26 protein-coding genes and 1 pseudogene are annotated in these 24,816 nt (G+C 47.1%); 25 read left to right on the top strand and 2 right to left on the bottom strand.

Annotated features, from left to right (window positions below; all coding sequences use genetic code 11):
* The first annotated feature begins 10 nt into the window (after positions 1-10).
* The 15 genes from VN379_RS17990 to VN379_RS17920 all read left to right on the top strand — a co-directional run bounded on the left by VN379_RS17990 (position 11) and on the right by VN379_RS17920 (position 12,502).
* A complete protein-coding gene (locus VN379_RS17990; protein WP_325536338.1) occupies positions 11-487 on the top strand; it encodes a chemotaxis protein CheW in 477 nt (158 codons plus the stop codon).
* A gap of 10 nt (positions 488-497) precedes the next feature.
* Positions 498-1,358 (top strand): 4-(cytidine 5'-diphospho)-2-C-methyl-D-erythritol kinase, encoded by an 861-nt coding sequence (gene ispE, locus VN379_RS17985; RefSeq protein WP_325536336.1) that lies wholly within the window; start codon positions 498-500, stop codon positions 1,356-1,358.
* Between the two features lie 2 nt (positions 1,359-1,360).
* The gene (locus tag VN379_RS17980) at positions 1,361-2,044 is read left to right on the top strand and encodes a GntR family transcriptional regulator (protein ID WP_325536334.1); all 684 of its coding nucleotides are present in this window, start codon (positions 1,361-1,363) and stop codon (positions 2,042-2,044) included.
* A gap of 24 nt (positions 2,045-2,068) precedes the next feature.
* Entirely contained in the window at positions 2,069-2,827 is a 759-nt protein-coding gene (locus VN379_RS17975) for a nucleotidyltransferase family protein (RefSeq protein ID WP_325536333.1), read from the top strand.
* 144 nt (positions 2,828-2,971) lie between these two features.
* Positions 2,972-3,790 carry a pur operon repressor gene (gene purR, locus VN379_RS17970; protein ID WP_325536331.1) on the top strand — a complete coding sequence of 273 codons (819 nt, stop codon included), beginning with the start codon at positions 2,972-2,974 and terminating at the stop codon, positions 3,788-3,790.
* A 59-nt stretch (positions 3,791-3,849) separates the two neighbouring features.
* Positions 3,850-5,070, top strand: coding sequence for a threonine ammonia-lyase (ilvA, locus tag VN379_RS17965; RefSeq protein WP_325536329.1), 1,221 nt, complete (start codon positions 3,850-3,852; stop codon positions 5,068-5,070).
* Between the two features lie 136 nt (positions 5,071-5,206).
* Positions 5,207-6,574, top strand: coding sequence for a bifunctional UDP-N-acetylglucosamine diphosphorylase/glucosamine-1-phosphate N-acetyltransferase GlmU (glmU, locus tag VN379_RS17960; RefSeq protein WP_325536327.1), 1,368 nt, complete (start codon positions 5,207-5,209; stop codon positions 6,572-6,574).
* A 5-nt stretch (positions 6,575-6,579) separates the two neighbouring features.
* Positions 6,580-7,527: a ribose-phosphate pyrophosphokinase gene (locus VN379_RS17955; protein WP_325536325.1), complete on the top strand. Its 948-nt coding sequence runs from the start codon at positions 6,580-6,582 to the stop codon at positions 7,525-7,527.
* Between the two features lie 120 nt (positions 7,528-7,647).
* Positions 7,648-8,304, top strand: a complete 657-nt coding sequence (locus VN379_RS17950; protein ID WP_325536323.1) for a GNAT family N-acetyltransferase — start codon at positions 7,648-7,650, stop codon at positions 8,302-8,304.
* A complete protein-coding gene (locus VN379_RS17945) occupies positions 8,297-9,115 on the top strand; it encodes a polysaccharide deacetylase family protein (RefSeq protein WP_325536321.1) in 819 nt (272 codons plus the stop codon). Before VN379_RS17950 ends, VN379_RS17945 begins: the two co-directional genes overlap by 8 nt.
* Position 9,116: 1 nt before the next feature.
* Entirely contained in the window at positions 9,117-9,677 is a 561-nt protein-coding gene (gene pth, locus VN379_RS17940) for an aminoacyl-tRNA hydrolase (protein ID WP_325536319.1), read from the top strand.
* Between the two features lie 4 nt (positions 9,678-9,681).
* Positions 9,682-10,911, top strand: a complete 1,230-nt coding sequence (locus VN379_RS17935) for a radical SAM protein (RefSeq protein ID WP_325536347.1) — start codon at positions 9,682-9,684, stop codon at positions 10,909-10,911.
* Between the two features lie 231 nt (positions 10,912-11,142).
* A complete protein-coding gene (locus VN379_RS17930) occupies positions 11,143-11,277 on the top strand; it encodes a hypothetical protein (protein WP_325536317.1) in 135 nt (44 codons plus the stop codon).
* Between the two features lie 206 nt (positions 11,278-11,483).
* Positions 11,484-12,086, top strand: coding sequence for a hypothetical protein (locus VN379_RS17925; RefSeq protein WP_325536315.1), 603 nt, complete (start codon positions 11,484-11,486; stop codon positions 12,084-12,086).
* Between the two features lie 62 nt (positions 12,087-12,148).
* Positions 12,149-12,502, top strand: coding sequence for a hypothetical protein (locus VN379_RS17920; RefSeq protein ID WP_325536313.1), 354 nt, complete (start codon positions 12,149-12,151; stop codon positions 12,500-12,502).
* 30 nt (positions 12,503-12,532) lie between these two features.
* On the opposite strand, the gene VN379_RS17915 is transcribed toward VN379_RS17920, so the two are convergent.
* Positions 12,533-13,132 carry a ferritin-like domain-containing protein gene (locus tag VN379_RS17915; protein ID WP_325536311.1) on the bottom strand — a complete coding sequence of 200 codons (600 nt, stop codon included), beginning with the start codon at positions 13,130-13,132 and terminating at the stop codon, positions 12,533-12,535.
* Between the two features lie 117 nt (positions 13,133-13,249).
* Between VN379_RS17915 and VN379_RS17910 the strand changes: the two genes are divergently transcribed.
* The gene (locus tag VN379_RS17910; RefSeq protein WP_325536309.1) at positions 13,250-14,776 is read left to right on the top strand and encodes a GGDEF domain-containing protein; all 1,527 of its coding nucleotides are present in this window, start codon (positions 13,250-13,252) and stop codon (positions 14,774-14,776) included.
* 43 nt (positions 14,777-14,819) lie between these two features.
* Here VN379_RS17910 and VN379_RS17905 read toward each other — a convergent pair whose 3' ends face one another.
* The gene (locus VN379_RS17905) at positions 14,820-16,373 is read right to left on the bottom strand and encodes a glycoside hydrolase family 26 protein (protein ID WP_325536307.1); all 1,554 of its coding nucleotides are present in this window, start codon (positions 16,371-16,373) and stop codon (positions 14,820-14,822) included.
* A 207-nt stretch (positions 16,374-16,580) separates the two neighbouring features.
* On the opposite strand from VN379_RS17905, the gene VN379_RS17900 reads away from it, so the two are divergent.
* The 9 genes and pseudogenes from VN379_RS17900 to VN379_RS17860 all read left to right on the top strand — a co-directional run.
* Complete coding sequence (locus VN379_RS17900; RefSeq protein ID WP_325536304.1) at positions 16,581-16,754, top strand: DUF362 domain-containing protein; 174 nt, start codon at positions 16,581-16,583, stop codon at positions 16,752-16,754.
* 95 nt (positions 16,755-16,849) lie between these two features.
* The gene (locus VN379_RS17895; protein ID WP_325536302.1) at positions 16,850-17,533 is read left to right on the top strand and encodes a Crp/Fnr family transcriptional regulator; all 684 of its coding nucleotides are present in this window, start codon (positions 16,850-16,852) and stop codon (positions 17,531-17,533) included.
* A gap of 175 nt (positions 17,534-17,708) precedes the next feature.
* Positions 17,709-18,851 carry an FAD-binding oxidoreductase gene (locus VN379_RS17890; RefSeq protein ID WP_325536300.1) on the top strand — a complete coding sequence of 381 codons (1,143 nt, stop codon included), beginning with the start codon at positions 17,709-17,711 and terminating at the stop codon, positions 18,849-18,851.
* Between the two features lie 19 nt (positions 18,852-18,870).
* Positions 18,871-20,139 carry a (Fe-S)-binding protein gene (locus VN379_RS17885; RefSeq protein ID WP_325536298.1) on the top strand — a complete coding sequence of 423 codons (1,269 nt, stop codon included), beginning with the start codon at positions 18,871-18,873 and terminating at the stop codon, positions 20,137-20,139.
* Between the two features lie 14 nt (positions 20,140-20,153).
* Positions 20,154-21,530: an FAD-binding oxidoreductase gene (locus VN379_RS17880; RefSeq protein ID WP_325536296.1), complete on the top strand. Its 1,377-nt coding sequence runs from the start codon at positions 20,154-20,156 to the stop codon at positions 21,528-21,530.
* A gap of 15 nt (positions 21,531-21,545) precedes the next feature.
* Positions 21,546-23,051: a DASS family sodium-coupled anion symporter gene (locus VN379_RS17875; protein ID WP_325536294.1), complete on the top strand. Its 1,506-nt coding sequence runs from the start codon at positions 21,546-21,548 to the stop codon at positions 23,049-23,051.
* A gap of 39 nt (positions 23,052-23,090) precedes the next feature.
* Entirely contained in the window at positions 23,091-24,344 is a 1,254-nt protein-coding gene (locus tag VN379_RS17870) for a hypothetical protein (RefSeq protein ID WP_325536292.1), read from the top strand.
* Positions 24,345-24,390: 46 nt separating this feature from the next.
* Positions 24,391-24,576 (top strand): 4Fe-4S binding protein, encoded by a 186-nt coding sequence (locus tag VN379_RS17865; RefSeq protein WP_325536290.1) that lies wholly within the window; start codon positions 24,391-24,393, stop codon positions 24,574-24,576.
* A 30-nt stretch (positions 24,577-24,606) separates the two neighbouring features.
* Positions 24,607-24,816, top strand: a pseudogene (locus tag VN379_RS17860) (2-oxoacid:acceptor oxidoreductase subunit alpha); the annotation flags it as partial.

Raw genomic sequence — 24,816 nt, 5'->3', positions numbered from 1 at the left:
GTGTTCCGGGATGGAGACAAGTAGTCTAATTGTTGATCAGGAACTGCAACTGGTAGTTTTCCGGCTGGCTCGAGAAGAATATGGATTACCTATTACTAAGGTTCAGGAGATAAATCGCCTGGTTCCCATAACTAAGCTGCCGCAGACGCCCGCCTTTATGGAAGGAATTATAAACTTACGCGGACGGATCATTCCGGTGGTTGACCTTAGGAAACGTTTTCAGCTAGAAGTTTCCAATTATAATGATGACAGCCGGATCATCATTGTAGAGGTGGCTGGTCAAACTGTGGGCATTATTGTTGATTCTGTTACCGAGGTGGTCAGACTGGCGGCAGTAAGCGTGGAGCCGCCTCCCCCGACATTTATTCTTGATGCCAAGTATATTCAAGGTGTGGGTAAACTTGAAGACCGTTTGCTCATATTGCTGGAGATTGACCAGGTCCTGACTTCACAAGAGGCGATAGCTTTAAAGCAATTAAGCGCGTAGGGTATTGGACATGTTGACAATTAAGGCCTATGCTAAAATCAATCTGGCGCTTGATGTGCGCCATAAACGCTCTGACGGCTACCACGAAGTGGCTATGATTATGCAGGCCGTTAGTCTTGCTGATACAATAGCATTAACTAGCCAGCCGGCAGGTATTGATCTTAGTGTCAATACTCCTGGTTTAGCTGCAGACGCCAATAACCTGGCTTATCGCGCCGCGACCCTGCTCAAGGAATACTCAAAAACCGGGCAAGGCGTACTCATTCACTTGGAAAAGCAGATCCCGCTGGCAGCAGGACTGGCTGGCGGCAGTGCGGATGCTGCCGCTGTGCTAAAAGGGCTTAATCAGCTATGGGAGCTTAATCTCAGTTTGGACGAGCTTAGCAAGTTAGCGGCTAAGTTGGGTTCAGATGTACCGTTTTGCTTATATAACGGCACAATGTTAGCCACTGGACGGGGCGAGATACTAGCACCATTGCCGCCGCTGCCGGCCTGCTATGTAATATTAGCTAAACCGGCTGTTGAAGTACCAACAGCCTGGGTATACGGTCAGTTTAAGGCCAATGAAGTTAGTGTCAGGCCGGATATTGCCGCAATGTGTGAGTGTCTTACTGAAGAAAATCTGGCTGGTGTTGCTGACCATTTGGGGAATGTTCTTGAAAGCGTCACAATTCCGGTGTATCCCGAAATTGCTAAAATAAAAAAATATATGATGGAATACGGGGCCATGGCAGCGTTAATGTCAGGCAGTGGACCGACAGTATTCGGTCTTTCAGACTGCGGGGCGCAGGCTGAGAGGATTGCCGAGCAGTTAAAGGCTCGTGGTGTGCCGGAAGTATTTGTGGCAAAAACAGTATCAAAGGTGGAGTGATTGTGGAGAGGCGATTAGTACCGATTAAATTAGACAGCTATAAACCACTGCGGGAAGTAGTAGCTGAAACGCTAAGAGAAGCGATAGTGAATGGCATTTTAAAGCCAGGTGAGCGACTGATGGAAATCCAACTGGCTGAAGAGCTGGGGGTTAGTCGGACGCCTGTGCGTGAGGCCATCCGGAAGCTTGAACTGGAAGGCTTTGTTGTTATGATTCCCCGCCGGGGAACCTATGTGGCGGATCTGTCAATAAAAGATATTAATGAAGTATTTGAAATCCGGACAGCTCTCGATGTTTTGGCAGCCGGGCTTGCTGTCGAACGCATTACCGAGGATGAGCTGGAGCAGCTTGAACGACTGCTGGTTGAGATTGGCGAGTTAATCGAAGAGGACGATGCCGATAAAATAGTTGAATCTGACAGCCAGTTTCATGACATTTTGTATCGGGCAAGCCGTAATGATCGCTTAGTAGGCATTATTAATAATCTTAGAGAACAATTTACCCGTTTCCGGTCAATCTCGATCCAATATCCGGGGCGGATGCAAAAATCAGTGGAAGAACACCGGCGACTGGTCGAAGCGATCGCCAGCCGTGATACCGACTTGGCGCAGCAACTTGCCCGCGAACATATGGAGAACTCGGAGCAAACACTACTCCAGGATTTGAACGAACGCCGTCAGACTTAACATCTCGAAGGAGTGTACTATACAATGTATGATGCTATAATCCTAGCTGGTGGCGAAAACAGTGAGCACCTAAACCGCTATACATCTCAGCCCTATGAGGCGATGATTGATATTGCCGGCAAACCAATGATTGAACTTGTGGCCGGAGCTCTTGCGGCCAGTTCACAAGTATCCCGCATTTTTATTGCCGGTCCGGTTCAGGAACTGGCCAAATGTTCTTTTCCGGAAAAAGCAGTCATTGTGGCTGGCGGTCAGACTATTATCGAAACCATCAGCTTAGGGATGAAGGCATTAGGACATGAAAAACTGACCCTGGTGGTAACGGCAGATATTCCACTCTTAACGCCGGCTGCTATAGAGGATTTCTTATCACAGTGTGCCGGCGTAAATGCTGAGCTATATTATCCCATCGTTACCCGCAGCGATCATGAGCGCCGTTTTCCTGGGAATAGGCGTACTTTTGTGCGTTTGAGGGAAGGGACTTTTACCGGTGGTAACATTTTTCTTGTAGACCCCAAGATCGTGACACAATGTATGACTGTGGCCGAACAGATTATTGCCAATCGCAAAAATCCTTTTAAATTATGCTGCCTGTTAGGCTGGACTTTTGTTGTGCAGTTTATTTTGGGAACACTTAGGCTTAAGCAGGTAGAGAAACGGGCCGGTGAAATTTTGGGAATCAAAGGAGCGGTTATTCAATCCCAATATGCCGAGCTTGGCATTGATGTGGACAAACCCAGTGATTTGGAATTAGTACGAAGCTGCTTTATGCAGAGCCTCTGACAGAACGCGGATAATCCGCGTTTTTTGTTTTTGTTACAAATTTTTTACAACCGGCAGGAATTGCTGCATCTATAGAGAATGTGAATAAAAAAATATATTTAGGAGAAAATATTCGGTATTTCCCTGATTGTGGAGGAAGTAAGCATGGATAAAGTACGGAAAATGGAGCGGGTATCTGCATTGACTAAGCTTATTGCAGACAGACCCCGTCATTTATTCTCACTTAGTCAGTTCAGCGAGCTGTTCGGTGCCGCTAAATCAACTATATGTGAAGATATCACCACCATAAAAGAAACTATGGGGCATTTTGGGCTGGGAACTATTGAGACAGTCGCCGGAGCTGCCGGCGGTATCCGGTTTATTCCTGCTGTATCGGCAAAAGAGACTGACCGGCTTTTAAACGTATTGGCCCAGCGTCTGGCCGAACCTGACCGTATTATACCGGGCGGTTTTTTATATATGTCAGACCTGCTGTTTACACCCCACTTAATGGTTAAAGTGGGCGAGATATTTATGGAACGTCTGGCCCATTTATCGCCTGATTATATCTTAACAGTTGAGACTAAGGGCATTCCGCTTGCGTTTATGACAGCACGAGCCTTTGATTTGCCGCTGATTACTGTACGGCGCGGCAGTAAAGTAACCGAAGGATCGGCGGTTAGCATAAATTATGTAACAGGTTCGTATAAACGCATTCAAACGATGTCGTTACCGAAACGGGCTCTGCCAGCCGGAGCCAAGGTGCTTATTATTGATGATTTCATGAAAGCTGGCGGTACGGCGCGCGGTATGGTAGATTTGGCACAGGAAGTAGGGGCTAAGGTGTGCGGTATCGGTGTACTTGTGGCAACCGCTGAGCCTGAGCCAAAATTAGTTGAAGACTACTTAGCACTGCTTATTTTACATGATGTACATGAACATACTAAAGTAACAGATATCCGGCCGGTGCTTACATCCGGCTGATATGCTCTTGCGGGTTGCCTGCGTAGAGGTGGGGGTTTACTGAAAAGGGGGAAGACGGAATGTCTAATACTACGACCAGTGTAACACTGTCAGACATTGAGAAAGCCCGGGAGGCGTTGGACGGCGTTATTCATCATACAACCCTTGACAAAAGTAACACTTTTAGTTCGCTGACAAGTAGTGAGATTTATTTGAAATTGGAGAACTTGCAAAAAACCGGGTCATTTAAGATCCGGGGCGCTTACAATAAAATCAAGAATTTAACTCTGGAAGAAAAACGCCATGGGGTTATTGCCGCTTCTGCCGGTAATCATGCTCAAGGTGTGGCTTATGGCGCCAGTGCCGCGGGTATTAAAGCTACAATTGTTATGCCTGAAATTGCGCCTTTGGCTAAAATCACGGCTACACGGGGCTATGGGGCTGAGGTTGTCCTGGCCGGGGGCGTCTATGATGAAGCGTATAGTAAGGCACTTGAGCTTCAGGCAGAAACAGGACAGACCTTTATTCATGCCTTTAACGATACTGCAGTTATTGCCGGACAGGGGACTATCGGCCTTGAAATATTACAGGATTTAGAAGATGTAGATGCCATTGTTGTGCCCATTGGCGGCGGCGGTATGATAGCCGGTATTGCAGTGGCTGTGAAAGAACTAGCGCCTCATGTGAAGGTCTATGGTGTACAGGCGCAAGGTGCGCCGGCCATGTATATGTCCAAAAAAGCGCATGCAATTAAGACAACCCGGGATGCGGAAACCTTTGCTGATGGTATTGCGGTTAAGATTCCGGGGGAATTAACCTTTGCCCTAATCGATAAATATGTGGATGATATTTTTGTTATTGATGATGAAGCCATTGCCAGCACGATCCTGATGCTGCTGGAACGTGCCAAACTGATGGTTGAAGGTGCCGGTGCTACTAGCTTAGCCGCCATTCTGCATGATAAAATTCCGGCGAAAGGCAAGATTGTCAGCGTAATATCAGGCGGTAATGTTGATGTTAATTTTATATCCCGGATTATTGAACGTGGTCTGGTTAAAGCCGGCCGGCGTGTGCGTCTCCAGACTGTCGTCATAGACAGGCCAGGGAGTTTGCAGCGGCTGTTGGCTATTATCGCCCGGTTGCAGGCCAATGTTCTTTATGTATCTCACGACCGGGTTGAAAGGCACGTGCCGCTGGGTCAGGCTGTTGTCGAGATTGGGCTGGAAACCAGAGATGTACTCCATACAGAACATATTATGGCTTCGCTGCGTCAGGAGCAATACCTGGTCGAGATTATTTAGTGTTTCGCCAAGAGGCAAAGATTGCTTTATCTGCATATCTTAGAGGAAATTGAATATTTGTGTCGAAGGGGTAATAGTTGCTCCAAATTGACCGAACCCTGATCGCTTAACAGCCGTCAGGAATGGAGGTATATAGATGTCAAACTTAATGGCCATCGTCCTTGCAGCTGGTAAAGGCACCCGTATGAAATCGGCTTTGCCAAAGGTGTTGCATCAGGTTGGTGGTAAGTCCATGGTTCAGCAAGTTCTTGATGCGGCCAAGTTCGCCGGAGCGGTCAAGAATGTTGTTGTTATTGGTTTTGGCGCTCAAAGCGTAGCAGAGGCGCTGAGCGGACAGGCTGAATTTGCCGTTCAAACCGAACAGCTTGGCACCGGACACGCAGTGATGCAGGCCAGGCAAGAACTGGCCGGGTTTGATGGTACTGTGATGGTGTTATGTGGCGATACACCACTTCTGACCGGAGAACTTTTGCAAATGATGTATAATGAGCATTGTAGTTCGCAGGCGGTGGCTACTGTGCTTACTGCTATTATGCCTGATCCTTCAGGGTATGGGCGGGTCATTCGCAATCCAGCCGGACAGGTTGTCAAAATTGTAGAACACAAAGATGCTGGCCTGTCAGAATTAGCAGTAAGCGAAATAAATACCGGTATCTATTGCTTTGAAGCCAGGGAGCTTTTGCAGGCCCTTGAGGGTTTAACCTGTAATAATGCCCAAGGCGAGTATTATCTGACAGATGTTATTGCGATTTTAAACAGCCAAAATCATAAGGTATGGGCGGTCACGGCACCGGATTACCATGAAACTCTTGGCATTAACTCCCGGGCGCAACTGGCTGAGGCTGAGCGCTTAATCAGGCGGCGGACACTGGATAAACTTATGGAAAATGGCGTTACTATCATGGATCCGGGCAGCACTTTTATTGATGCTCAGGTTGAGATCGGTACTGATACCACTATTTACCCCTTTACATGGATTGAGGGCTGTAGTAAAATCGGCTCAAACTCGTCAATTGGCCCTAACAGTCGTATTGTGAACACAATCATTGGCAACGGTGCAACAATTCATTTTACATATGCCCATGAATGTATGATTGGCGAAGGTGTAACTGTTGGGCCCTATGTTCATTTGCGGCCGAACACTGAAATCAGTAATGGCGTCAAAATTGGCAACTTTGTTGAAGTGAAAAATACAGTTGTTGGCGAGAAGAGTAAAATACCTCATCTTAGTTATATCGGCGACACAGATATGGGGGCCGGTGTAAATATTGGTTCAGGCACTATTACGGTTAATTATGATGGTAAGAATAAACATCGTACCACCATCGAGGATGAGGCTTTTATTGGCTGTAACACCAATCTGGTGGCACCGGTTACTGTTGGCCGTGGTTCTTATGTAGCCGCCGGTTCGACGATTACCAAAAACGTTCCCCCTGGTTCTCTCGGAGTAGCACGCTCCCGTCAAAATAATATTGAGGGCTGGGCGGAAAAACAGCGGAGGTAAGAAAATTGGAAGATACGAAACGGTTACGAATATTTAGCGGTAACGCCAATCCGGCGTTAGCCCAGGAAATTGCAGCTTATCTTGGTTTGTCAGTAGGCGATGCTTTTGTCGGCAGGTTTAATAACGGCGAAATTCAGGTTATGATTGACGAAAGCGTACGCGGAACCGATGTGTTTATTGTTCAGCCGACAAGCTACCCGGTCAATGACAATATGATGGAAATGTTAATTATGATTGATGCAGTAAAACGTGCTTCGGCCAGAAATATTACAGCAGTTATTCCTTACTATGCCTATGCCCGCCAGGATAGAAAAACGCGCGGACGGGAACCTATTTCAGCTAAGCTTATGGCCAATCTTCTGACGGTAGCCGGTGCTACCCGGGTAGTTACCATGGATCTCCACGCCGGTCAGATCCAGGGCTTCTTTGATATTCCTGTGGATAACCTGCCAGGTGTGCCGACTCTGGCTGAATATATTATGTCTCTGCAACTTGAAGACCTTGTGGTAGTATCGCCGGATTTAGGTGGTGTATCAAGAGCTCGGCTGTTCGCTGACCGTATGCATGCACCGATTGCTATTATTGAAAAGCGCCGCCCGGCTCCTGGCGTAGCTGAAGTTATGAACCTGATTGGCAATGTAGAGGGAAAAACAGCCGTCATTGTTGATGATATTGTTGATACAGCCGGTTCATTGACTGAGGGGGCTAATGCACTCGCACGAATGGGGGCTAAAGCCGTTTACGCCTGCTGTACTCACGCCGTGTTAAGCGACCCGGCGGTAGAACGTATTCAAAAGTCGAATATTACTGAACTCATTGTAACTAATACTATCCCCATGTCGGAAGAAAAACTCAGCCCTAAGATTAAAGTGCTGTCGGTTGCCCCGCTATTGGGTGAGGCGATTATCCGGATCTTTGGTGAACTTTCTGTCAGCAAGTTATTTGACGATTAAAACTTTTAGAATACCTTAGTGTGTTGTATATAGACAGTTTTGATTTGCGGAATAAGGATATAACGGAGGTCACTTTAAATAGGGCGCGAATACTCGCGCCCTATTTGTAAGTAAACTACTATGGATAATTATGCGATCACCCGGGCCCAAGCAGCTGACATTGCCGACATTGCCGGCCTGTTCACGGAAAGCTTTATTGACAGTGTGCTCCACCATTGTGGCGGACGCCTGCCCAAACCACAGGCGATGCAAGATGTGTTCAGTCTGGTCTATGCGGCAGAGCCCGAAGCTGCCCTTATTGCCAAAACGACAACCGGAAAACTAATCGGTTATTGTTTTGCCCCGATCCGGCTAAACAACCTCTGGTTTAGAGCCATCGCCGGCGGACATCTTGCTAAATGGGCCTGGCGCTGGCTAACCGGTCAGTATGGGTTTGGCCTTCATCCTGTCAAGGTTATCATATTAAATAAAATTGCCTTTCTCCGCTCTGCCGCCACTCCCGGTAAAGCGGCAAACGCCCGAATCCTCTCAATCGCCGTTTCCCCAGCTGCGCGCGGGCTGGGTGTGGCAAGCTCGCTAATGGCTGAAGCGCACCACTATTTCCGGGAGCATCATGTAACGCGGGTGCGTCTGGAAGTACGGCCAGATAACCGTCCAGCTATCCGGGTGTATGAAAAGTTAGGCTATTATCCTGGCGGGACTACCTATGACTCGCAAGGCCCCTGGCTGATAATGTTCAAGGAAATTATTGAAACGGGGTTAAAAGCCAATGTTTGACACTAAGGTCCGGCTTATCAGTATGCTGGGACTATTAACAGTAGTAGTTATTTTCAGTCTGGTACTTGATTATTTCCGGGTGCTGCGACGACCGGTCCGACTGGGATTGGGTATGGCTGTTCTCGGCATTATCGCCGGGTTTATTCTTACTCTTAATGCAGTGTTGCCCGAAAACAGGTTTTACGGCCCTGTGTTTTCTGAAGTACAGACAAGTGAAAAGCTAGTGGCATTGACCTTCGATGATGGACCATGTCCGCCATATACCGGACAGATTCTTGACATTCTAAAAGAACGTCAGATACCGGCGACCTTCTTTGTTCTCGGCCACAATGCTGCAAAATACCCTGCTTTGATCAGTCGGATTGTTGCTGAAGGGCATCAGTTGGGTAATCATACCTATAATCATGTCGATTTGCTAAAACTCGACCGTCAGGGTATTGTGGAGGAGATTGATAAAACCAATAAGGTAATTGCCGGTATTGTTGGGTATGCGCCGCACGTCATGCGGCCGCCACATGGTTTTAGGGACGCAGTTGTTATGGACATTATGTCTGAATATCAGTTAACCGTTGTTGAGTGGTCGGTTGCCAGTCGCGACTGGGTAAATCCGGGAGCAGGGGTTATTGCCGACAGAACGATCCGCAAAGTCAAGAATGGTTCTGTCATTCTGTTGCATGACGGTGACGGCGTGGCCGGTACGGCGCCGCGTACGCAAACGGTAGAAGCCACCAGGGTTATTATTGATAAACTGTTGGCTCAAGGCTACAAGTTTGTCACCGTTGATGAAATTCTTAAGAGCGTGGAGGAGTAGTGTGAAAATTATTGTCGGCCTGGGCAATCCCGGGCAGGAATATAGCGCCACCCGTCACAACATTGGCTTTATGGCTGTAGACAAATTAGCTGACAAGTGGGCAATAACTACGTGGCGTGAACGATATAACGCCCTGGTGGCGGAATACCGGGGTGAGGAAACGGTGCTCCTGGTTAAGCCCCTGACCTATATGAATCTGAGTGGCAGGGCGGTAGCGCCGCTGGCCGCCTTCTATAAGGTGCAATACGGTGATATTACTGTAATCTATGATGACCTTGATTTACCGGCAGGTCGGCTGCGTCTCCGCCTCAAAGGCGGCTCAGGCGGCCATCGGGGTATTGAGTCAATGTTGTACGAACTAGGTAAAGATGATTTCGCCCGGGTGCGGATTGGCATCGGCCGGCCACCGCAGGGCTGGGAAACTGCCAATTATGTTCTTGGCCGGTTTACAACCGAGGAGGCACCGGCCATTAGCCAGGCACTTGATCAGGCTGCCGGGGCGGTAGAATGTATTTTGCAAGAAGGTTTTACTAAGGCTATGAATAAATTTAACAAAGGGTAAAATGATGATTACAGCTCTTTATGCCGATAACAACGGTGAAATATTTGATGCGCCTGGCTATCAGGCTGCTGCCCGTCTCGGAGCAGGCTATTTGGCACTGAAACCGGCTGACCTCATTCGGCTGCCGGAAGGCGCTGAACTTATGTTTTTGCCAGGGCGGGATGCAGTTTACCTGGCCGGTGGCGTTCCTAAACGAATGAAAGGTCGTCAGGCAGTGGCGGCTATGTTGCCTGTCGGCTATACCCGGACCCTGCTGCCTGCTTATGAGCGACAGCAGGGAGCGCCCCAACTGCCGCTTTTTGGGTATACCGCTGCCGTGCTTTACAATGATGAGATTCATGTGGCTGCTGTAAAAACAGCAGATAATGCTAAGTGGCATCCAGACAGATATAATACCCCTGATTTAAAGAAGCGGGTAGCGCGGGTACGGCGGGACTTGCCTAATAACCGCCTGGTGGAACACCTGGCCAATTGCTCATTGGTGTGGCACTGCTGTACTGCACAAAACCTGTTTTACCGGCGCTGGGAAGCCGGCATTCCCGTTTCACAGGTTTGCAATGCTAACTGTCTGGGGTGTATTTCGCTGCAGCCGGCTGAGTGTTGCCCGGCTCCTCAAAGCCGTATTGTATTCTCGCCGACGCCGGCAGAAATAGCTGCTGTTGGCTTATATCATCTGACAAATGCGCCTGAGCCAATCATTAGCTTTGGTCAAGGCTGTGAAGGTGAGCCTTCGCTAGCCGCCGAGGCAATCGCTGCAGCGATTAAAAGCATTCGTGATACAACGGCCCGCGGGCAGATCAATATCAATACCAATGCCGGGTACACCCAGGGCATCAAAGCTATTGTTGATGCCGGCCTGGACAGTATGCGGGTCAGTATAATCAGCGCCTTGCCGGTGACCTATCAGGCTTACTATCAGGCTGCCTACAGCCTGGATCATGTGCGGCAATCCATTGCCTATGCCAAAAGTCATGGTGTCTATGTTTCGCTTAACATGCTGCTATTTCCCGGTCTCAACGATCGACCGGAAGAACAGGCTGCCTGGCTTGAATTTCTGGGCGACACTGGGGTAGATATGATTCAGCTCAGGAACCTTAATTTCGATCCGGATGCTTTTTTAGCGGCAATGCCTGTAGGTGGGCAGCCTGGCGGTGTGCGTAATTTTCTCGGAAAAATTATGGAGACATTCCCGGCGATTAAGCTGGGGAGTTTTACGGAAAAAAGCAGTGAATAATGGTAATAACATACAAGAACACGCTGTGTCAGCAACAGCGTGTTCTTGTATGTTTATTAGTATATATGGATAGATTACTTTAATAGTGCATTAAGTCATGTATCTAAATTACGTTAGATTTTTGCGATTCCATATCTTGACAGGAAACATGTGTAGTTGTATGATGTATTCAAGATAATATAAACGCTGACATACGTGTAAATGTGTAAAGATAAAAGGGGGCAGCGGACTGTGTCTGAAAAATTACAGGGAGTTCTTGAGACCAATCCAGATACTGAAATCTTACAGCCAATGGAATTTAGCGAACTGGGCAGCCTAGATCCCAATGTAGACCAAAATCTATTGCGCTTGTCTGGTACTGTGTAATCAAACACCGGAATTTCAGTAATATCTGGAATTTCGGTGTTTTTTTTGCAGGATTTACCGAAACAGGTAAAGAATTATGGGGATATCCGGTTGCTGCACTTCAAAAAATAATCTAACAGTAATAAACCGACATGGCAGACCTGCGGGCGAAGCACTAGTCGCTATTATTCTGATACTGAAGCTAAAAATCTGCAGGGGGCGGAATCTTGAAAATCGGCAATTATATCAAATACTGCTTTGGATCTAATTATTGCCATGTTGATGCTGTGCACGCTGCTTCACCTAAGGCTGACCGGTTTACTGATGAGATCGTTGCGGGAATTGTAGCGAAAACAGGTTGCGCTGGAATTATAGGCACTGTTTCTCGTACTATCGCAGATCTTAATCGTCCGCCCGGACCAGGAAATGATGAAGCTGTATGGGAATACCGGGACGTCATTAGCCAGTTTTTGTATAATAGAGGATTACTCGCGCCAGGCAGCCGCAACCTGGCAAGGCCATACCTGCACATTGGCATTCATGGCATGAAAGATCAGCCCCATGGGCCGCTTAGTATTGAAGTGGGGACAATTCATGGCAAGACATGTTCGTTTAGAGTAAAGAAATGGTTTGGCGAAACCCTGAAAGCCAAAGTCAGGGAGGTTTCCCCTGATATTAAGGTTATCTTTGATAAGCATTGGGTAGGGAATCAGTCACTGGCTTCACACCGGTGGGGTGACGGGCGGCGTTATCCCGGTTATGGCAAGAACTATAACGCTTTTCAGGTGGAATTGCCCGGACGCTCAGAGAGCACCACCGGCAGGCGATGATTGATATCTTTACTGCCGTGGTGGCAGATTTTAGTTTTATGTCTTCCAGGAGGTAGTTATATTTGACAAAGATTAAAAAAAATCTCAGTGATAGTGAGATGTTCAAAGGGTGGCATGAGCAGTTAACCTTCGAGACGGCTATTAATGACGAACAGCCTGCCCCGCCAGTGGTTAGAGCGACTAAGAAGGATCCGGCGGCTGAGGATATTAATAGTGCTTTTCTTACACCAGAACTTAAAGAGTCTATTGGGAAAGCACTGTTAGAACTTAAACTCAATCTGTATAAAGAAGGAATTGTCGATTATCAGGTAAAGGTCTCTTGTCAGGGCCATCAAGTGTTACTGACGGCAGTAGCACCAAAAGCTAAATTGTCCAGTAACCAGCCTGTACAACAGAGCGGCAGGAGAAAAGGATAGGTTGACCGGGCCTATCCTTTTTATTACCATTTAATCATGTTCTAGTGGTAAGGGTTCGTTAGTAATCTCAAATAATGCTGCAGTAAATTCAGCGATATGTTTTTTTTCTTCATTCATTAAGTGGCAAAATAGTATTTGTACTTCAGTATTTTCGGCGGTGAGCATATAGCGCTGGTACTTATTGGTGGCCAGAAATTCGTCGTTTAAGGCTCTGGTTAACAGGTGGACTGTTGGCATTTCTTTCTTGTCCGGCAGTATCACTTGCGTATCTTTCAATGCGATTTCTTTGGCGGTTTTCGATTTGGACTGAAACAGCGGGCGACTCATCACCAGCGTATCAAGACCTGCTTCACTAAGTAATGCAGCCTGTACCGGGTCTAACCGGGATATCTCCCGCATAATCTCCACATAATGTTCCATTTCGTCTTCAGCAACATCGAGAAATAATTGGGGTGTGCAGGAGTTTCTGGCAGCGTCAAGATAAAAAGCAATCGCGTTACGCTCGTCAGCGGCAGCGTCCCTTAGGAGTAGTAAATCCGGATCGCTGGGGCATACTTCAACCTGGCATAAATCAGTAGCAGTTTCGGCTAAGACTTTAGGCTTGTTTTTACGGGCTCGGAACATAGCCATACATCCACCTCCGGTAATTATTAATTTATATATTGTATGCCGAAGCGGATCATGTGTTAACCAGGATATTTATTGCTTGTGTCACAAGCGTAATATTTTACAAAAAGAGGCGGGCAGATGAGCGAACAACAACAATCAAATATGCATATTGAGGAACTTACTGCCAAAATAGCACTGCTCGAATCTGAAAACGTCCAACTTAAGCAGACACAGCAAAGGATAGCCGAAGTAAATAATAATTACCTGATGCTGCATTATTTGACAAGCAATATTCAAGATTGTCAGACAACACAAAGTCTATGGGAAGTCTACTTACATAACCTGAGTGACTGCGGCTTTAACTATGAGCATGTATCTGTTATGCTGCCAGATGATAATGAGCATTTTACCATAAAATTAATACTCGAGGGTGGCAAACTTACTCAGACAACAGTTAGGCTGGGGGCTGGCTATATTATGCAGGCAGTTACTGCTAAGGTAGCGGTTACAGCACCAGATAATCTGAAGGTTGCAGTGCCAATAGTGAAAAAAAACGGTGTGATTAGAGCGGTTATCCTGGCTGAAAAAGCCAGTGGTATCTTCTTTGAGGACTTACAGCTCTTAGATGTATATATCCGGCAAACCTCAGCGATCATTGAGAATATTATTCTTAACGAAAGTCTCCGGCAGTTTCAGGAGCTGTTAGGAAGACAGCTTGATCAGTTTGTTATGCTTCATTATGTTACAAAAGCGATTCATGATGCCGGTAATTACTATGACGTACTGACTAATTATCTGACGACTTTGTGTTCGCCGTTAGGATTCGGTTTTCAGGAGGGAATTCTTTATATTTTTGCCGAGAATAAGCTGCAAAAGGCCAGTCTTATCGGAGAACAGCTGATGATAGATGAGTTGGTTGCCTATGAAGGCAATGTGATTGAGCGGGTAATAAAGGCCAAACACTATGAGCTTTCCCCGGATCGCAGTCATTTGTTAATGCCGCTTAACTCTTTTGGCAATATTACCGCTGTTATCGAAATTAACCACGATAAAGAGATCATGCCTGAGCAGATTCAGATGCTGGAGATATTCGCGATGCAGACATCTTCTGCTATTGATAATACCAGACTTAAACTCCATCTGGAGTATCTGAGTTTTCACGATCAATTAACCGGCCTCTATAATCGCGCCTATTTTGAGAAAGAAATACAACGGATTGAGTCTGCAAGCCTCTACCCGGCAGGTATCATTGTCTGTGATTTAGATGGACTCAAAATGGTTAATGATACTTGGGGCCATGATGCCGGGGATGCATTTATTATTGCAGCTGCTCAACTTATTATGTCAGCCGTGTCTGCTAATGCAGTGGCAGCCCGGATTGGCGGTGATGAATTCGGCATTATCCTAACAGGTAGTGCTGTCCAGACAATCGACGAAGCCGGGCTAAACCTAAGGGACTCGGTTGCCAAGTATAATGCCCAATTGCCGGATATTCCTGTTGGGATGTCGATTGGGTGGGCATCCAGTGTGCGGCCGGTAGCGGTAATTGAGATTTTTAAACAAGCCGATGGGCAAATGTATCGCGATAAGTCTCTTAACGGCGAGGCCAGCCGTGAATATATTCTCAAGATGAATAAGCGGCATTGGGGGGCAGAGCTACAGTAAGGTAGTTTCTGGTAAAGGATAACGCTGGATCTTAGATTAAGCATTACTTTCCACTGAATTTTTTTAACCCCTGACGAAAAGCCGCTGTTGTTTCATCTGTTTCATCCAGGATATAAATGCGGCCAGGACTGCCGGCAGCGTCATAGTCGATGCCGTTCCACCAAATCGCTATTTTTATTTTGTCAAATTGATTAATCTGATCAAACATCCTGGCCAGCCAGGCAGCTTTATCACCACCGACTGAATTTGAGCCGAACTCTGCAATCATAAACGGCTTGGCAAAATGACGGTTATACTCGGCATAGATGTCTGGGTAAATGTTAGCGAACTCGCGCCACTTCTCGCCAGCGAAATAAGTGCCGGTGTTATAACCGGTCAGACCAATAATGTCGACATACTCATCGCCAGGATAATACCTGAGATAATGATTCCACTTAAAATTGGGAAAGGATAAGTCATGTGGGTTCCATACCCATAATACATTCTCAACGCCGTTCTCATTAAATATTGTGTGAATATATCGCCACATAGCTTTGTACAATTCGGCATCTTTACCATAATAGGTAGCTGAATACCAGCACCAGTCGCCGTTCATTTCATTATTCAGGCGGAAAAGCACCGGGTGCCCGAAAGCCTTTAACTGTTCGGCATATAGCGTAAAGTAATCATCATATTTGCCGTCTAGGATGTCATACATGACACTAGAGTTGTCGGTAAAATAGTGGCTGGTCTGCAACGTCAATTCGACTGTCCGGCCGCGCTCATAGGCTGATTCAAGAGCCAGGATAGGCAGGTTTTCATCAAAAGACTGATAGCGTACCAGAATAGGAAAAGTATAGTTAAGCTGGCTTTCCAGCAGATCAAGCTTTTCGAAAACCTGGGGAGCAGATGGTTCAAAGATTCCCCAGCGGAGCGGGCTTTCCACACTGAAAAATTTTTCGTAGAAAGCTTGCGTTTCAGTATTGCGGCGAGCGTGGTCTTGGATTGCAGGCAAATTGAAACGTGGTATACCCTGGCGTTCAGTCAAAATGAAACTGGCAGCAATCTCTTTGGCATTGTCAATTGGCTGCGTGGACTTAAGCAGAATTGTATAAACTTCATGTTGATCTTTTGCAATTTCGATGCTGGAGTAATAGTTTTTGTCATTAGGCACCCGCTGCAGCGGCCGCCGTGACCAGTTCAAAAGATGAATCGTGAAACCATTTTGCCGGTATGTTTCATCAACAAGTAAAGAATGCTCCCTGGTATTATTAATGAACTTATTGCTATAGCTTATATACTCCGTGGCAGTAGTCGGCTTACCGGTAAAATTATCATGATAAATCTCTATCTGCAAGGTGGCGTTATACAGCACTGTGACTATCGGGGATTGTGCGGCGTCTACGGTAAGCCCCTGCGGGATAAGCAGTGAATAGCCATTAGCATAATCGGTTAGTCGCTCATAGTGGCTGTCAGCATAAGCGGTAATCTTAACATCATCATCAACATTTGGTTCCAGGGCGGAATATTCTCCGTTAATGATGGATGCTGCATTCACCGGGGCTGATAATGCTGCTGTTAAGAGCAGTACTGATACTATACGGTAGAAGTTGCGCATAATGGTTCTCCTAATTTTATCTAAAATACTTTTAATTATATCGTAGTAAGCAACAATTTCCTTAATGCCAGTATCTTAAAAGCCATTGAAATTGCAGATACTACAAATATGATCTCAGAAAACATATCATTTTCTTACCGGCAAGCCTGATATTTAAAAGTTTAGTCAGCTTAAGTTTGACAGAGTAGATTAAGGAGGAAAAAAACAGTGGCATATAAAATTAATTCTGAATGCATTAAATGTGGTGCCTGTGCGTCGGTCTGCCCGGTTGAGGCTATTTCTGATGGTGATACCCAATATGTGATTGATCCTGGCCTTTGTATTGACTGCGGAGCTTGTGCAGCCGTGTGTCCGGTAGGCGCGATCAGCCCTGATGAATAGAGGATATTTGAGATTTGATACTAAGTGACACTAGTCCAGCCTACGAGCTGGACTTTTACATATATATGTCAGGGTACCGGGGAGGAGAGATTTGCATGGTAGAATTCGAATATTTAAAACACTTGCCCATTTTTGAGGAGCTGGCCCCTGCTGATTTGGCCGCCATCAGCAATGTTACGCTTGAACGGCGTTACAAAAAAAACATGATTATCTTTATGGAGGGTGAGCCGGGTGAGGGCTTCCACTATGTTAAAAGCGGCAAGGTGAAGATTGTTAAGATAGCACAAGATGGCAGAGAGCACATTATCAATATTCTAGGGACAGGTGAGGTTTTTGCCGAGGTGCTCCTTTTTAACCACGGACCTTACCCAGCTACTTCAGTTGCTTTAGAAGACTCGGTTATTGGTATTATAAAAAATAGTGACCTGGAAAATGTGGTAGCCGAAAACGCCCGTATCGGCCTTCATATCATCCGAGTCATGAGTAAGAAGCTGCTGCACGCTCAAATGAAGATAAAAACCCTGGCACTGTCAGATACCTTTTCGCGTACAGCACAAATTCTTATCCGGCTGTCCCAGCAATATGGCCGGCCGGTTGCCGGAGGCATTCAGATTGATGTTGATATGACCCGTCAGGACCTGGCCAATCTAGTTGGAACAACCCGTGAAACCGTAAGCCGGGTGCTAAGTTCCATGAAAAAAGACAAAGTCCTTGATTTTAGCGACCAGCAAATTATTATTTTAGATGTAAAAAGGCTTGACAGATATAAAGAAGTGTAATTACGCAAAAGCGCCGTTGGGCGCTTTTTTTTTTGCCCAATAATAGTCCTGTAATTTTTGTTGGCAGATTCACAGGGTTTGTCAGTCAATTCCTGCGCTTGGTCGTAATTTTATGTCGTGTGGACAGATAAGCAACTAGTATAGTGGTAGAAATGATTTTGAAGGAGGAAGTCACGTGAGCCAAGCGGTGTCCCCTCAGTCCATCGAGGAATTGCAGCACGTGTTTCGGACATCATCCGATACTGGCCGTCCGATCTATGTCTACCGGAAAGGTAACCATGATGGAGTCACTATCGACCTGTCGAAGTTAGATAAAATCATCGAAATTGATGCCGCTAACCTTGTTGCGACAGTAGGCCCTGGTGTCAAACTTGGCAATCTTGCTGAAAGGCTGGCTGAGCAAGGTCTGCGGTTTATCCCTGCCGATACCCCATTTTACCATGATACAACAGTAGGACAGTTGTTTTATCAGGGCTGTTCTAACTTATCAAGCCTAAAATACGGGTACACCAAGCACTTCCTTATGGGTTCGGAGAGTGTATTGCCTACAGGCGAAGTGCTAAAAGCGGGAGGAAAAACAGTAAAGAATGTTACCGGTTACGATTTTACCCGCTTTTTTAATGCCCCTTATACGGATTACGGTGTTACGGCAAAATTCTTACTTAAACTGCTTCCCCTACCAGAGACTCGTAAGAACATGGCAGCCACATTTACAAAGTTAGAAGAAATGCTGGCTTTTGTAAAAGATCTGAAAAACAGCCGAGTCATTCCCGCCTATTTGCTGTGGGTTGACCCTATGGCACAACGTGTATTTGAAGCCGACCCCCAAGGACAACTTGTCATGATGGAGTTTGACGGTGTATACGAAGAGGCCTCTGGGCAATGCCAAAGTGCCAGCGCGCTGCTAAAGAAGTATGGCGGCACAATCAGGGAGGCTTCAGACGGAAGTGGGCAGACAGCCATAAAGTGGAGCATACTCTATCGTGCTTCACACAAGTATGTACTGACAGATGAATTCAAAATGGCATTTACTCGTCAGGAAGAGTTTATCAAAGCATTTTATACCATAGCCAACAACAGCCTCGTTCAAGCCGGTCTATTTGGTCAATTGGCAGAAGGGAAGCTTAATGTTGCTTTTGCCGCAGCCCAGCCCGAAGACAGCTTCATCGATGAAGTAACCAAAGCAGTTATCCAGGCGGGCGGAATCTCGTCTGGAAAGTATGCTCGCCTTACGGGCAGGCTTGGGAGCGGCGTCCTGGCAGAGCTTGAACAGAGAGCCAAAGCGGCTTTTGATCCAAAACGGATATTAAATCGCTGACTTACAGGGGGTGAAAATAATGGAGAGTAATTGCGCAGAGTGGCAAAAACAACTAGTCAAATGTATTCGCTGCGGCACGTGCCGGTCAGTCTGTCCGGTATTTCAAGCCTCAGATAACGAAAACACCACGGCCAGGGGCAAAGTTAAGCTGCTGGAAGCCGTGAGTGAAGGCAAGTTAAGCCTAACACCTGAGCTTCAAGCCAGAATGTCAAAGTGCCTGTTATGCAAAGCCTGTGCACCCGGCTGCCCGTCCGGTGTGAGGACAGACGAGCTTTTTTTAAGCGCAAGGCGTGCTTTAGCCGCTAAAAACGGCCTGCCGGTAGCTAAGAAACTGGCTTTCACCGGACTTACCTATCGCAAGTTATTTGACCTGGGCCTCAAAATGGGCGCGTTATTTCAGGGTGTTGTCTTTAGAAATGCGCCTGATGGCAGAGGTAAGCTGGCGCGAATTCCTATGCCCAGCGCCGGACTCAGTCAGCGGAGAGTTATTCCCCCGTTATCCACATCGCCGCTGAGAACCCGCTTACCTGAGACTAACCGGGTGGCTTCGCCCAAAGCAAGGGTCGCGTTTTATACAGGTTGTATGCTTAACTACGTCTACCCGGAAGCCGGGGAAGCCATCGTTAAGATACTTAAGGCTTACGATGCAGAAGTAATCATTCCGGCAAAACAAAGCTGCTGCGGGACACCGGCCTTTACCTCCGGCGACTACCAGGTAGGGCGCTATTTGGCGGAAGAAAACGTCAAAGTACTGGCTGCTGGCAATTATGACGCCATTATCACCGGTTGTGCCTCTTGCGGGGCGGCCTTAAAGCACGAATACGGTTCAATCATTGAAGATCCAAAAGTAAAACGGTCGTGGGAAGCGCTAGCCAAGACAGTCAAAGATATTACCCAGTTCGTTGTTGACATGGGAATCAAGCAAGACCTGCAGGAAGTAAGAGCTAAGATTACTTACCACGATCCCTGTCATCTTGTCAGGGGCATGGGCGTATCCAAAGAGCCCAGACAGATATTAAAAGCCATTCCGGGAGTAGAATTTGCCGAAATGAAAGACGCGGCCAAATGCTGCGGCGCAGGCGGCACATTCAGCATGGCCTATTATGACATCTCCCGGACCATTAATGACTGGAAGCTTGATAACGCTGAGAAAACAGGTGCCAATATACTGGCAACCGGCTGTTCGGCCTGCCGGATGCATATTACGGATGGACTAGGACAAAGAGATAGCCGCATGCGGGTCTTGCATACGGCCGAAATCATTGCCAAGGCCTACGGCCTGGAATAGGGGGTGGAGAGAAATTGGAACAGCAAATGATCGCTGAATTAAAACGGCTCGTGGGTCCAGCGTATGTTATGGACCAGTTAGAAGACCGGATCTGTTATTCCTTTGATGCCACCTTCCGGGATTTTCCGCCCGATGTGGTCGTTAAACCCGGCAGCGTAGCCGAAGTGGTTGAGATTGTTAAATTAGCCGGCAAATATAATATTCCGGTAACCGCCAGGGGCGCGGCCACAGGCTTATCCGGTGGCTCAGTTCCTGTAAAAGGTGGAATAAGCCTCGTCTTAACTCGTCTCAACAAGATTATTGAAATCGATACAGCAAACCGGGTAGCCGTAGTCGAGACCGGGGTCATTACCGAAGACTTTGTTAACGCCGTAAACCAGGCAGGACTCTTCTATCCGCCTGACCCGGCTAGCGCCAAAACATCAACCATGGGCGGGAATATCGCCGAATGCGCCGGTGGCCCCCGCGGCGTAAAGTATGGCATTACCCGGGACTATGTGTTAGGGTTGGAAGTCGTCTTACCAGACGGTAACGTAGTAGAACTGGGCAACAAGTTTGACAGTGAGATGGCTGGTCCCGACTGGGGGATGCTCCTTGTCGGTTCAGAAGGCACCCTGGGAATTGTCACGAAGGCCTATTTGCGACTAGTCGACAAACCGAGCGCCAAACAAACGCTGCTTGCCATCTTTAACAGTTTGGATGACGCAGCCCGCACTGTCAGTGACATGATTGCTTCCGGGACGATCCCTACTACGCTGGAGATTATGGATAACCAGACCATTCGCGCGGTAGAGGACTTCCTTAAAGTTGGACTGCCGGTGAGTGCAGAAGCTATCCTCCTGATTGAGGTTGATGGGAGTGCAGCTTCAATAGCTAAACAGGCAGAACATGTTATGAAAGTATGTAGAAAATGCGGTGCAACTGAGATACAGGCAGCGTCTACACCGGAAGATATTGATAAGCTGTGGCGTGCCCGCAAGGCTATTTCGCCAGCCTGCGGTAAGATCAACCCTACTAAAATCTCAGAAGACGCCACTGTTCCCCGCAGCCAAATTCCGGCCATGGTTCGCCGTCTGCGCGACATCGCCAAAAAGTATGACTTAAAGATGGTTATCTTTGGCCATGCCGGTGATGGGAATCTCCATCCCAATATTTTAAGCAATAAGCACAACCACGAAGAAATGGAACGGGTAGAGCTAGCGGTAGAGGAACTCTTTAAAGCAGCACTTGACCTTGGCGGCACTCTGTCAGGTGAACACGGTATCGGTTATATGAAAGCGCCATTCTTGAAATGGGAAACAGGCGAAACTGGTTTTGCCGTAGGGCAAAAACTTAAAAAGGTTGTTGACCAGCACGGTGTATTAAATCCAGGCAAGCTATTTGATTCATAGAGAGGAGTGAACGATGTGGCAAACCCAAATTTAAATGTTGGCACCAATGCCAAAACCAATACAAGTGCTATTGAAGAATGGGGTAGAAGATATGGGCTTATTGCGGCAATTTTCGTGGGACTGGCAATATGGGCTATGCCTACTCCCGTGACTATGACCCTAACCCAACACAAATTGTTGGCGATTTTTGGTGGAGCTGTAGTTGCATGGATAACTATTGGAATCAACTTCGCCGTAAGCACGTTTTTCGTAGTGACGCTCTTATATTTCTGGGTAGGAAATCCTGAAGGCAAGGTCGATAAAGTCGGGCAGTTAATTAGAAGCGCCGACTTTGCTGTAGGTGGTTTCGCATCGGCCTCCCTGTGGTTATTGGTTACCGGCTTTGTGCTTTCTATAGCCATGACCAAATCCGGAGTAGCCAAAAGGCTGGCTCTTCAGATGATGAGGGTGCTGGGGCGGACTCCAGCTGGTGCTATCTATGCTTCTATGCTGGCTAACTTTATAATCGCTCCCCTGACACCGTCTAACACGGCGCGGACTGCCGCGATGCTGCCTATCGTGGAAGGGATAGCAGAAGCCTATAAAGCCAAACCAGGCCAGAGTAACTTCGGCAAGGCCCTGATGTTAGCCAGTACCTTTACATCCAATATAACTGGTTCTGCTTTTCTAACCGGAACTATCCCTAACCCGGTAGCAATCGGCATGATCGCAGCAGCAGCAGGGGCATCGATCTACACAACGTGGAGTTACTGGGCGCTGGCGGCGCTTCCTACCAACATTCTCATCCTGGCAATTACCGGCTGGCTGCTGCTCAAGATGTATCCGTCAGAAGTAAAGGCCCTGCCTGGCGGGGTTGATTATATAAAAAAGGAACTCCTTTCCATGGGGCCGATGTCTGGCCGGGAAAAAAGAGCAATTCTGTACTTTGTTCTAGCCCTTGTTCTTTGGTCAACCGATGCGCTCCATAAGTTTAACTCCACTATGGTTGCCTTTTTTGTTTCAATGTTGATTTTTACGCCCCGTATCGGAGTCCTTGACTGGAAAGAGACAGAAAAGTCACTGCCGTGGGAACTTTTCGTCTACTTTGGCGGTGTGTTGACATTAAGCGATGCTTTAATGAAAACTAAGGCTTTCGAGTGGATTATTAAGGCGATACTGGGGGCACTCGGACTGAAAAGTGTGGCTCTGATGCCGCTGCTGATCATCTTGATTGGTTTTAGTATATTTAGCCATGTCATCTGGTCGACAACGACAGCCATGACCGGGGTTATGATACCCATCTACATTGGTTTGGCAAAAACCCTTGGTTTTGATATTGTTGCCTTTGTTATGCCGTTGGCAATTATGATGGCTTATGCCCTGTTCCTTCCTTTCAATACCATGGGGAACATCATTATGTTTGGCGCTGGTTACTACACAGTAACGGAGCAGCTTAAGTCCTCAATAGTGCTAGGCCTGATCATTTGGGGCTTGTGGATTGTAACTGCGTTTACCTGGTGGCAATGGATTGGCTTACTATAAGGTAATGAATTCAGAAAAAGATGAGGGGGAGGACGACTTATGGCTTTTCCCAAGCTGGTTAAAATTCGGCAGACCTTTTCCAGACCGCTTGTTGATGATATACCCGGTGCTGTTCTTGAAGAACTTGAGGGGCTAAAGCTAATCAAACAGTTGGTCGGAAAACGAATAGGTATTACGGTAGGGAGCCGTGGTATCCAGAATATCGTAACAATACTTCAGCATGTTGCTCAATATATTAAGCAGCATGGGGGTGAGCCTTTTCTGCTGGCTGCTATGGGCAGCCACGGTGGCGGCACCGAAGTTGGGCAAAAGGAAGTGTTGGACAGTCTCGGGCTTACGTCAGAAGCGATTGGTGCCAAGGTCATCACTTGTGCTGAGAGCGAGATCATCGGACATACCCGGGAAGGTATCCCTACTTTCATAGTAAAGTCTGCACTCTGTTTAGACGGAATTTTAGTGGTTAACCGGGTGAAAACCCATACCTCGTTCAAAGGTAAGGTCGAGAGCGGTCTGGTTAAGAAGCTGGTTGTGGGGCTGGGAGGACCTCAGGGGGCTCAACAGTTTCACGGATTTGGCAGTGAAGAACTGCCCCGGCTGCTCATTGAAATTGGCGAGGTTATTTTGGAGAAGCTCCCTATTCTCGGAGGCCTTGCAATAATAGAGAATGCATATGAGGAAACCGCGCTCATTAAGGGTGTAACAAAAGCAGAATTTATCCGGGAGGAAAGTCAGTTATTGTTATATTCTAAGTCGTTGATGCCGTCGCTTCCTATCGATGACATCGATGTGTTGATCATCGGCGAAATGGGTAAGAATTTTAGTGGTACAGGTATTGACACGAATATTATCGGCCGGACGCGCATTCAGGGGGTTTCCGAGCCTTTACGTCCGGCTGTAAAACGGATTGTTGTGCTGGATTTATCCGAGGAATCCCATGGCAACGCAACTGGAATCGGGTTGGCAGACTTTGTTACGCAAAGACTTGTTGACAAGATGGACCGGCAGGCAACTTATCTTAATTGCCTGACAAGTACGTTTGTGATACGGGCCGCAATTCCCCTGTATTATGAAGATGACCAAAAACTTATGGAAGCGGTGCAGTATAGCCTGAGCAGCATTCCGCCAGAGAAATTGCGGATCGTAGTTATTCCCAACACGTTGTATTTGACAGAATGTCTGGTATCGGAAGTAGTTGCTGAGGAACTGTCATCCAGGGATGGAATCACTATAGCCGGAGAAGCGGCAGCCTTAGAGTTTGACCCGAAAAACCGGTTGCTACTAAAGATTCATTAGTTCGTTGGACCGTAATCTTCAAAAAACAATCAGAGGGGGAATAAGAATGCTTAAAACCAACACCAGGGTTTGCAAAGGATGCGGCATCTGTGTAGAGTTCTGTCCAAAAAAAGTCCTAACACTTGATGAATTTGCTAAGATTGAGGTTGCCAAGGCAGATGATTGCGTAGCTTGCGGGCAATGTGAACTACGGTGTCCTGATTATGCCATCTATGTGACTGCAGATAAGTAATTAAACGTAAACGAACGGAGGAATATATTCATGGCAAAAGCAGTACTTATGCAGGGGAATCATGCGTGTGCCGCCGGCGCACTTGCCGCCGGCGCCAGATTTTTCGCCGGCTATCCCATAACACCGTCCACTGAGGTTGCTGAGCTATTGGCGAAACGTTTGCCGCAGGTCGGGGGTACTTTTATTCAAATGGAAGATGAGATTGCCGGGATGGCAGCAACGATCGGCGCGGCTTTGACA

Origin of the sequence: Sporomusa sp., assembly GCF_035561255.1 — a bacterium.
Taxonomy (GTDB): domain Bacteria; phylum Bacillota; class Negativicutes; order Sporomusales; family Sporomusaceae; genus Sporomusa.
Note: the sequence above shows the minus strand (reverse complement) of the source record. Positions and strands in the feature narration are given on the sequence as shown.